Annotated in this window: 9 protein-coding genes; 4 read left to right on the top strand and 5 right to left on the bottom strand. The window is 68.5% G+C overall.

The annotated features are described in order from the left end of the window. Positions 1-200 precede the first annotated feature (200 nt). Positions 201-1,703, top strand: a complete 1,503-nt coding sequence (gene ffh / locus PO78_RS00865) for a signal recognition particle protein (RefSeq protein ID WP_231570579.1) — start codon at positions 201-203, stop codon at positions 1,701-1,703. Between the two features lie 77 nt (positions 1,704-1,780). After that, positions 1,781-2,872 carry an HD domain-containing phosphohydrolase gene (locus PO78_RS00860; RefSeq protein ID WP_082047666.1) on the top strand — a complete coding sequence of 364 codons (1,092 nt, stop codon included), beginning with the start codon at positions 1,781-1,783 and terminating at the stop codon, positions 2,870-2,872. Between the two features lie 33 nt (positions 2,873-2,905). Here PO78_RS00860 and gloA read toward each other — a convergent pair whose 3' ends face one another. From gloA to ffh (PO78_RS00835), 5 genes are read right to left on the bottom strand one after another with little or no spacing between them, the layout of a single operon-like run. Continuing rightward, a complete protein-coding gene (gloA, locus tag PO78_RS00855) occupies positions 2,906-3,292 on the bottom strand; it encodes a lactoylglutathione lyase (RefSeq protein WP_043741425.1) in 387 nt (128 codons plus the stop codon). A 27-nt stretch (positions 3,293-3,319) separates the two neighbouring features. After that, positions 3,320-4,087 (bottom strand): M48 family metallopeptidase, encoded by a 768-nt coding sequence (locus PO78_RS00850; protein WP_004302447.1) that lies wholly within the window; start codon positions 4,085-4,087, stop codon positions 3,320-3,322. Then, on the bottom strand, positions 4,084-4,833 hold the full coding sequence (locus PO78_RS00845) for a competence/damage-inducible protein A (RefSeq protein ID WP_004302449.1): 750 nt from the start codon (positions 4,831-4,833) through the stop codon (positions 4,084-4,086). The genes PO78_RS00850 and PO78_RS00845 overlap by 4 nt, the downstream gene beginning before the upstream one ends. Continuing rightward, complete coding sequence (locus PO78_RS00840; protein WP_004302451.1) at positions 4,830-5,606, bottom strand: EI24 domain-containing protein; 777 nt, start codon at positions 5,604-5,606, stop codon at positions 4,830-4,832. The genes PO78_RS00845 and PO78_RS00840 overlap by 4 nt, the downstream gene beginning before the upstream one ends. A gap of 16 nt (positions 5,607-5,622) precedes the next feature. After that, positions 5,623-6,993, bottom strand: a complete 1,371-nt coding sequence (gene ffh, locus PO78_RS00835; protein WP_004302452.1) for a signal recognition particle protein — start codon at positions 6,991-6,993, stop codon at positions 5,623-5,625. Positions 6,994-7,041: 48 nt separating this feature from the next. On the opposite strand from ffh (PO78_RS00835), the gene PO78_RS00830 reads away from it, so the two are divergent. Beyond that, positions 7,042-7,872 carry a cytochrome C assembly family protein gene (locus tag PO78_RS00830; protein WP_012584904.1) on the top strand — a complete coding sequence of 277 codons (831 nt, stop codon included), beginning with the start codon at positions 7,042-7,044 and terminating at the stop codon, positions 7,870-7,872. 83 nt (positions 7,873-7,955) lie between these two features. Further along, the gene (locus PO78_RS00825) at positions 7,956-9,236 is read left to right on the top strand and encodes an HlyC/CorC family transporter (RefSeq protein WP_043741421.1); all 1,281 of its coding nucleotides are present in this window, start codon (positions 7,956-7,958) and stop codon (positions 9,234-9,236) included. Positions 9,237-9,281: the final 45 nt, after the last annotated feature.

Here is a 9,281-nt window from a genome sequence, read left to right as displayed (position 1 = left end):
ATGGCGCCCAGCAGCAGCAGGCGCTCGCGCGTGCTCATGCACTCCCGGCGCGGCTCCAGCGCGGAACCGCGCGTCATGCAGGTGCGCCAGAAGAACACGCCCAGACCGGCGTAAAGCGAGGCGGGGAGGAGATGAAGTAGAATTGTGCGCATACGTAGCCGCAGTTTACTCCAAGTCACGCGCCCAAGGCCTGCCCCAACATGCTCGACAATCTGACCCAACGCCTGTCCAAGGTCGTCAAGACCCTCCGCGGCCAGGCCCGCCTGACGGAAGAAAACATCCAGGAGGCGATGCGCGAGGTGCGCATGGCCCTGCTCGAGGCCGACGTCGCGCTGCCGATGGTCAAGGACTTCGTCGCCAAGGTCAGGGAGAAGGCGGTCGGGCAGGAGGTCATCGGCTCGCTGACGCCCGGCCAGGCCCTGGTCGGCGTGGTGCACGACGAGCTCAAGGCGCTGATGGGCGGCGCCCACGAGGGTCTGGACCTGTCCACCCAGCCGCCCGCGGTGGTGCTGATGGCCGGCCTGCAGGGCGCGGGCAAGACCACCACCACCGGCAAGCTCGCCAAGCTGCTGCACGAGCAGCACAAGAAGAAGGTGCTGGTGGTCTCCACCGACGTCTATCGCCCGGCGGCGATCGAGCAGCTGAAGACGGTGGCAGCGCAGGCCGGGGTGGGCTTCTTCCCCTCCGAGACCGCGCAGAAGCCGGTCGACATCGCGCTCGCCGCGCTCGACTACGCGCGCAAGCACCACATGGACGTGCTGCTGGTCGACACCGCCGGCCGGCTCGCGGTGGACGAGGCCATGATGGCCGAGATCCAGGTCCTGCACGCCGCAGTCAAGCCGATCGAGACCTTGTTCGTGGTCGACGCGATGCTCGGTCAGGATGCGGTGAACACCGCGCGCGCCTTCAACGAGGCGCTGCCGCTCACCGGCATCGTGCTGACCAAGCTGGACGGCGACTCGCGCGGCGGCGCGGCGCTGTCGGTGCGCCACGTCACCGGCAAGCCGCTCAAGTTCGCCGGCGTGGGCGAGAAACTCTCCGGGCTGGAGCCCTTCCACCCCGACCGCATGGCCAGCCGCATCCTCGGCATGGGCGACATCCTCGGCCTCGTCGAGGATGCGCGCCGCGGCGTGGACGAGGAGAAGGCCAAGGCCTTCGCGCAGAAGCTCAAGACCGGCAAGGGCTTCGATCTCGACGACTTCAAGGAGCAGATCGCCCAGATGCGCAAGATGGGCGGGCTATCCTCGATGATGGACAAGCTGCCGGCACAGTTCGCCCAGGCGGCGGGCAAGCTGCAGGACTATTTCAAGGCCGAGGAAGACGAGATCGAGGTCAACCAGATCTCGCCCACCGGCTACCCGATGCGCATGCTGAAGAGCAGCCCGGCGATCGGCAGCGGCATCCGCCCCAACTGCGAGGCCTACGGCTACCTGCTCGACTCCAGCGGCAACTGCCAGTACATCGAGGCCTATAACCGCGAGGTTGCCGCGCACCCCGAGGCGAAGAAGGTCAAGGTCTTCGACAAGACCTGCCTGTGCACGCACATGCGCAACTTCGACTGCTGGACCTGCGGCCACTACACCTACCGGCTCAAGGACACCACCGTGCGCGAGGACGGCGGCGACTACCGCATCCTGTCCGCCGAGCACGTGTTCAAGGACTACCAGTTCAGCACCGAAGGCCGCATCGCCCTGCCCGACTGAACCGAGGATGCGCGGATGCGATGCCGTCCGCGCAATAGTTCCTCGGTGCGAGGCCCAAGGCCTCCGATACTCATCCGATGAGATTCCCACTCGACCGTCCGATGCAGGTCGCGGTGGTCTACGACACGCAGCTCAACCTGTTCCTGATCGGCAAGCTCGTCGACCGCATGCAAGATGCGCGTGCACACAACTTCGAGCGCCCCACCGCCGCGCTCGAGTGGTGCCTCGCCAATGCGCCCGACCTCATCATCGTCGACTACATGATGCCCGAGATGGACGGGCTGGAATTCATCCGCCGCATCCGCGCCTGCCGCGACCGCGACGACCTGCCCATCCTGATGGTCACCGCCAGCCACGAGCGCGACGTGCGCTACGCGGCACTCGACTGCGGCGCGAGCGACTTCCTCACCAAGCCGGTCGATGCGCGCGAGTTTGAAGCGCGCGTGCGCAACATGCTCAAGCTGCGCCAGGCCCACCTCGCCAACGAGCACCGCGCCGAGACCCTCGCCGCCGAGGTGCGCCGGGCGACCGCCGACATCCTCGACCGCGAGCGCGAGACCATCACCCGGCTGTCGCGTGCGGCCGAGTTCCGCGATCCCGAGACCGGCGCCCACATCCAGCGCATGTCGCACTATTCGGCCCTGATCGCCCGCCGCCTGGGCCTGGGAGACACCTTCGCCGAGACCCTGCTGATGGCCGCACCGATGCACGACGTGGGCAAGCTCGGCATCCCCGATACCATCCTGCTCAAGCCCGGCCGACTGACTGCGGACGAGTTCGCGGTGATGAAGCGCCACCCGCAGATCGGCCACGACATCCTCAAGGGTTCGTCATCCAGCATCCTGCGCCTGGGCGCAACCATCGCCCTCACCCACCACGAGAAGTTCGACGGCAGCGGCTACCCGCAGGGACTCTCCGGCCAGTCGATCCCGATGGAGGGCCGCATCGTCGCGGTCGCCGACGTGTTCGATGCGCTCACCTCCGCACGGCCCTACAAGCCGGCATGGCCGATGTCGCGGGCGATCGCGCTGCTGCGCGAGCGGCGCGGCACCCACTTCGACCCGACCTGTGTCGACGCGCTCTTCCACACCTGGGAGGACGTGCTCGCCGTGCAGTCGCGCTACCAAGACGAGCACGCCCCGGAGCCGCCCGTCTCGCCCCCCTGCTGAGGCCTGCGCCCCCCACCCCCGGGGGCGCCTGCGTCAGCCCTTGCGCTCGATCAGTTCGACCTTGTAGCCGTCAGGATCCTCGACAAAGGCGATCACGGTGGTGCCGTGCTTCATCGGTCCCGCCTCGCGCACCACCTTGCCGCCGCGCGCGCGGATGTCGTCGCAGGCCTTCTTCGCGTCCGCGACCTCTAGGGCGATGTGGCCGTATGCGGTGCCGAGTTCGTACTTGTCCACGCCCCAGTTGTGGGTCAGCTCCAGCACCGCTCCGTGAGCCTCGTCCTGGTAGCCGACGAAGGCGAGGGTGAACTTGCCGTCCGGATAGTCCTGGCGGCGCAGCAGGCGCATGCCCAGCACCTCGGTGTAGAAGGCGAGCGAGCGCTCGAGATCGCCGACGCGCAGCATGGTGTGAAGGATTCGCATGGGGTGTCTTCCTGTATCGTGGTGGTTTCAATCTTCGCGGGTGAAGGCGCCGCGGTCGGCGGCGGCGGTCGCGATCACCGGCAGCGTCGCCGCCGCGCTGCGCAGCGCGGCGCGCGCGGCACGCCAGTCCGGGTACAGACGCTCGACGACCGCCCAGAAGCGCGGCGAGTGATTCATCTCGGCCAGGTGCGCGACCTCGTGGGCGACCACGTAGTCGATCAGCGCCGGCTCGAGATGGATCAGCCGCCAGTGCAGCCGGATCCCCGAGCGGGTGCTGCAGCTACCCCAGCGCGTGGCCGCGCTCGACAAGCTCACCGGCGGAACCGCAACGCCGAGACGGTGGCAGTACTCCTCCGCCCGCCCGCGGTACCAGGCCAGTGCGCGCGCGCGCAGCGCGCGCACCAGCGCCCGCTGCGGATCGACGCCCGCGGGCAGCAGGAGTTCCTCCCGTCCATCCGCCAGGCCCCGCCAGCGCGCCGCGCGCGCCGACACCCGGCGCAGCACCAGGACACGCCCGAAGAGCGGCAGGCATACGCCCTCCGCCACCTCCAGCGGCAGCGCCTGCGGCGCCTGCGCCCGCGCCCGCAGACGGTCGAGCAGCCAGGCACCGTGGCTATGCACGAAACGCTCGACCTCGCCGAGCGGGGTGCGCAGTGGCACCGACACGCGCGCGCCGCGGTGGTCCACCTGGAGCGCGAACGAGCGCCGCGCCGAGCGCCGCAGCACCAGATCGACACGGGTGCCCTCGACGAGCACGCTGTGCGGCTCTTCCGAGGCCGCCGCCCGAGCGCTCAAGCCTTGTCTTCCCACTCCAGCCCGCGTGCGGAGAGATCGGCCTTGATCACCGCCATCGCCGCCGCGACGCGCGCCGCCGTGCCTTTCATGCCGAGTTCGAGCGAACGCCGCTGGCCCTCGGCGGCGATCGTGGGCAGGCTGAACAGGGTGGTGTCGGGGAAGTCGGCGGTGACCTGACGCATCAGGCCGATCAGCTGGCCCTCGTAGGCATCCCACACCGTCACCGCCTGCTCGACGTAGTCTTCGGCGTGGTGCAGGTGGGCGTACTTGGTGTCGAGCACCCACTCCACCATCGGCCAGGCCATCACCGGAAAGCCCGGGGTGAAGTAGTGCTGGCGGATCGAGAAGCCGGGGATGCGGTTGAAACTGTTGGGGATGATCTCGCTGCCCACCGGATACACGCCCATCTGCAGGCGCTCGGGGGTGATCTCGGCACCGAAGCGGGCACGGATCTCGGCCTCCGCCTCGGGGTGCAGGGCGAGTTCCAGTCCGAGCGCGGCGCCCGCGGCCTCGCGCGTACGGTCGTCGGGGGTGGCGCCGATGCCACCGAAGCTGAACACCACGTCACCGGTGGCGAAGGTCTCGCGCAGCGTCCCGGCAAGGCGCGCGAAGTCGTCGCCGACGTAGCGCGCCCACGACAGCTTGAGCCCGCGCGCACCGAGCAGTTCGATCAGCTTGGCGAGGTGTTTGTCGCTGCGACGGCCGGAAAGGATCTCGTCGCCGATGATCAGTGCACCGAAATTCATCTCAGCTTCCGCAGGTCGGCACCCGGCTCTGCGTCGAGCACGGTGATGCCGTGCTGGATGCGATGCCGGCGCAGGGTTTCGAGCATGTAATGGACGAAGGCGAGGCCGGCGAAGGCGGGCGCCACCAGGTTGATCACCGGGACATACGCGAGCAGGGCCGTGCCGCCGCCGAGGAGGAGCATCTGCGGCCGCCAAGCGTCGCGCAGGCGCTGCAGTTCGCCCTTGTCGGCGTGGTACATCAGCGCGTCGTAGCCGAAGGCGCGCTGGTTCAGCCAGCCGGTGAGGGTGACCGAGATCAGCAGGCCGGCGCCCGGAATCAGCCACAGCGGCAACGACAGCACCAGCGCGAGCAGGAACAGCACGCCGGCGACGATGGAGTTCATCGCGCTGCCCAGGTTGGAGCCGCCGCGACGCTGCTCGAGGTCGGCGTAGTCGGTGCGCGCGACGCGCTCGAGCATCAGCGGCAGGGCCACCGTCGCCACCAGCATCGCGGCGGTGACGTACACCAGCGGGACCACCAGCAGCGCGGTGGCGATCTGGATCAGCACCAGCACGATCGCCGCGGTGGTCTCCGAGGCCGACAGCCATCCGCCGACGAAGGACCACCCGCTCACCGCGGCATAGAGCCACTCGGTGACCGGCGTCCACGCGTAGAAGGCCACGCCGGCCCAGATCACCACCGCGAGCAGGCCGGGCCACAGCAGGTGCCAGAACATGTCGCGCCGCCCGAGGCTGCGACCGGCGCGCCCGAAGGCGACGAGGATGTCCTTCATGCGTCCGCCCCCCCCCTCAGCGCGGCATGCCCGGCAGGCCGCCCGGCATCATGCCCTTCATCGCTCGCATCATCTTGCTCATGCCCCCCTTGGAGAACTGCTTCATGACCTTCTGCGTCTGCTCGAACTGGTTGAGCAGACGATTGACCTCCTGCACCGTCACCCCGGCGCCCGCGGCGATGCGGCGCTTGCGGCTGGCCTTGAGGATCTCGGGCTTGGCGCGCTCGAGCGGGGTCATCGAGTTGATGATGCCCTCGATGCGCGAGATCGCCTTTTCCTCGGCCCCGCCCTGCAGCTTGCCCGCCGCCTGGGCGAACTGTGCCGGCAGCTTGTCCATCATCGAGGATAGCCCGCCCATCTTGCGCATCTGGGCGATCTGCTCCTTGAAGTCGTCGAGATCGAAGCCCTTGCCGGTCTTGAGCTTCTGCGCGAAGGCCTTGGCCTTCTCCTCGTCCACGCCGCGGCGCGCATCCTCGACGAGGCCGAGGATGTCGCCCATGCCGAGGATGCGGCTGGCCATGCGGTCGGGGTGGAAGGGCTCCAGCCCGGAGAGTTTCTCGCCCACGCCGGCGAACTTGAGCGGCTTGCCGGTGACGTGGCGCACCGACAGCGCCGCGCCGCCGCGCGAGTCGCCGTCCAGCTTGGTCAGCACGATGCCGGTGAGCGGCAGCGCCTCGTTGAAGGCGCGCGCGGTGTTCACCGCATCCTGACCGAGCATCGCGTCGACCACGAACAAGGTCTCGATCGGCTTGACTGCGGCGTGCAGGACCTGGATCTCGGCCATCATGGCCTCGTCCACCGCGAGCCGGCCGGCGGTGTCGACCAGCAGCACGTCCATGTGGTGCTTGCGCGCGTAGTCGAGCGCGGCGAGCGCGATGTCGACCGGCTTCTGCGCGGTCTCGGAGGGGAAGAAGCCCACCCCGGCCTGCGCTGCCACCGTCTTCAGCTGCTCGATCGCCGCCGGGCGATAGACGTCGGTGGAGACCACCAGCACCTTCTTCTTGTGCTGCTCGTGCAGCAGCTTGGCGAGCTTGCCGGTGGTGGTGGTCTTGCCCGCGCCCTGCAGGCCGGCCATCAGCACCACCGCGGGCGGCTGGGTGGACAGGTCCAGACCCTCGTGGGCGCCGCCCATCAGCGCCTTGAGCTCGTCGTGCACCACGCCGACCAGGGCCTGGCCGGGCGTCAGCGAGCCGATGACCTCCTGCCCGACCGCCTTCTCCCTGACCTTGGCGACGAAGTCCTTGACCACCGGCAGCGCGACGTCGGCCTCGAGCAGGGCCATGCGCACCTCGCGCATCGCCTCCTGGATGTTTTCTTCCGTCAGGCGGGCCTGGCCGCGGAGGGTCTTGACGACCTTGGACAGGCGTTGGGTCAGATTGTCGAGCATGTTGGGGCAGGCCTTGGGCGCGTGACTTGGAGTAAACTGCGGCTACGTATGCGCACAATTCTACTTCATCTCCTCCCCGCCTCGCTTTACGCCGGTCTGGGCGTGTTCTTCTGGCGCACCTGCATGACGCGCGGTTCCGCGCTGGAGCCGCGCCGGGAGTGCATGAGCACGCGCGAGCGCCTGCTGCTGCTGGGCGCCATCGTCGCGCACGGCGCGGCGCTGCACCTGGCGATCTTCCCCGGCAGCGAGATGCGCTTCGGCTTCGGCGTCGCGGTCTCGCTGATGGTCTGGCTGGCGGTGTGCTTCTACTGGGTCGAGACCCTCTACACCCGGCTCGACGGCCTGCACGCGGCGGTGATGCCCGCAGGTGCGATCGGCAGCCTGGTGCCGATGCTGTTCCCGGGCGACCACGTGCTCGCCAACGCCACCTCGCCGGCCTTCCGCGCCCACTTCGTCGTGGCCATGCTCGCCTACAGCCTGTTCACCCTGGCCGCCCTGCACGCGATGCTGATGTCGGTGGCCGGGCGCCAGCTCCACAACGCACGCTTCAGCCGCCTGCTCTCCGGCCTGCCGCCCCTGCTCACCATGGAGGCGTTGCTGTTCCGGCTGATTTCCATCGCCTTCGTGCTGCTCACGCTGACGCTGGCGAGCGGCGTGCTGTTCTCCGAGAGCCTGTTCGGCCAGGCCTTCCGGGTCGACCACAAGACGGTGTTCGCCTTCGTCTCCTGGTTCCTCTTCGGCGGCCTGCTGGTGGGCCGCCGCCTGTGGGGCTGGCGCGGCCGGCTGGCGCTGCGCTGGACCCTGGCCGGCTTCGTCGCGCTGATGCTCGCCTACGTGGGCAGCCGCTTCGTCATCGAAGTCGTGCTGCATCGCACCTGAGTCCGCCCGCCGAAGTCCGCGTGCATTGACACCGTCACGAGGGGCTCCAATACTCGGGGCCCCTTTCCTTTCCACCGCCCCTCGTGACGGACCTCACCCTGACGCTTCAGATCGTCGCCCTCGTCGTCCTGCTGACCCTGTCGGCATGCTTCTCGATGTCGGAGACGGTGATGATGGCGGCCAACCGCTACCGCCTGCGCTCCCTCGCCAATCAGGGCAGCCGGGGCGCCACCCTGGCCCTCGACCTGCTCGCCCGCACGGACCGGCTGCTCGGCGTCATCCTGCTGTTCAACAACCTGGTCAACACGGGCGCCGCCACCCTGGTCAGCGTGATCACGCTCGAGCTCTTCGGCAACGAGAGCTGGATCCTCGGCGTGGCGACCCTGCTCGCCACCTTCGCGATCCTGGTGTTCTCCGAGATCACGCCCAAGGTCGTCGGCGCCAACCACGCCGATCGTCTCGCCCCCTTCGTGGCCTACCCACTCACCGGCCTGCTGCGCGCGTCGTATTTCGCGGTATGGTTCATCAACCTGTTCTCGCGCGGGCTGCTGAACCTGATGCGTCTGCAGCCGAAGGAGGAGACGAGCTCGGCGCTCTCCGTCGAAGAGTTGCGCGCGATGGTGATCGAGTCGGGCCAGTACATCCCGCACAAGCACCGCAGCATGCTGCTCAACCTCTTCGACCTCGAGAGCATCACGGTCGAGGACGTGATGACGCCGCGCGGAGCGATCGAGAGCATCGACCTGTCCGACCCCGAGGACATCGTCCGCCGCCAGATCGCCACCAGCTTCCACACCCGGCTGGCGGTCTACGACGGCGACAGCGAGCACGTGATCGGCGTGCTGCACCAGCGCAAGCTGCTCGGCAACACGCTGGAGGAAATTTTCAGCGTGGACCGCATCCGCGACCTCCTGGCCTGCCCCTATTTCGTGCCGGCCGACACGCCGCTCTACTCGCAGATCCAGTTCTTCCAGGAGAACCAGCAGCGTCTAGGCTTCGTGGTGGACGAATACGGCGAGATCCTCGGCCTGATCACCCTCGAGGACATCATCGAGGAACTCATCGGCAAGTTCACCACCAGCACCCCGGACGTGGGCGACCGCATGCACTGGGGCGAAGACGGCAGCGTGCTGGTCGATGGCACGTCCAACCTGCGCGAGCTCAACCGCCGGCTCGAGCTCGCACTCCCGATCGATGGTCCGAAGACGCTCAACGGTCTGATCCTCGAACACCTGCAGGACATCCCGGAGACCGGGGTGTCGATGAAGATCGCCGATACCCCGATCGAGGTCGTGCAGACCCAGGACCGCATGGTGCGCACCGCGCGCATCTTCCGTCCGCGGATCGAGGGCGCCGGACAGTGAGCCCGCGCGCCCCGGCACCGGCTGCGCGCATCTTTACAAGGCCGG

Origin of the sequence: Thauera sp. SWB20 (assembly GCF_000831325.1) — a bacterium.
Classification (GTDB): Bacteria; Pseudomonadota; Gammaproteobacteria; order Burkholderiales; family Rhodocyclaceae; genus Thauera; species Thauera aminoaromatica.
This window is presented reverse-complemented; position numbering and strand designations above follow the sequence as displayed.

Excerpts from the sequence above, each read along its gene's own strand:
- ffh (WP_231570579.1), top strand. The coding sequence starts at position 201 with ATGCTCGACAATCTGACCCAACGCCTGTCCAAGGTCGTCAAGACCCTC.
- PO78_RS00860 (WP_082047666.1), top strand. The coding sequence starts at position 1,781 with ATGAGATTCCCACTCGACCGTCCGATGCAGGTCGCGGTGGTCTACGAC.
- gloA (WP_043741425.1), bottom strand. The coding sequence starts at position 3,292 with ATGCGAATCCTTCACACCATGCTGCGCGTCGGCGATCTCGAGCGCTCG.
- PO78_RS00845 (WP_004302449.1), bottom strand. The coding sequence starts at position 4,833 with ATGAATTTCGGTGCACTGATCATCGGCGACGAGATCCTTTCCGGCCGT.
- PO78_RS00840 (WP_004302451.1), bottom strand. The coding sequence starts at position 5,606 with ATGAAGGACATCCTCGTCGCCTTCGGGCGCGCCGGTCGCAGCCTCGGG.
- ffh (WP_004302452.1), bottom strand. The coding sequence starts at position 6,993 with ATGCTCGACAATCTGACCCAACGCCTGTCCAAGGTCGTCAAGACCCTC.
- PO78_RS00830 (WP_012584904.1), top strand. The coding sequence starts at position 7,042 with ATGCGCACAATTCTACTTCATCTCCTCCCCGCCTCGCTTTACGCCGGT.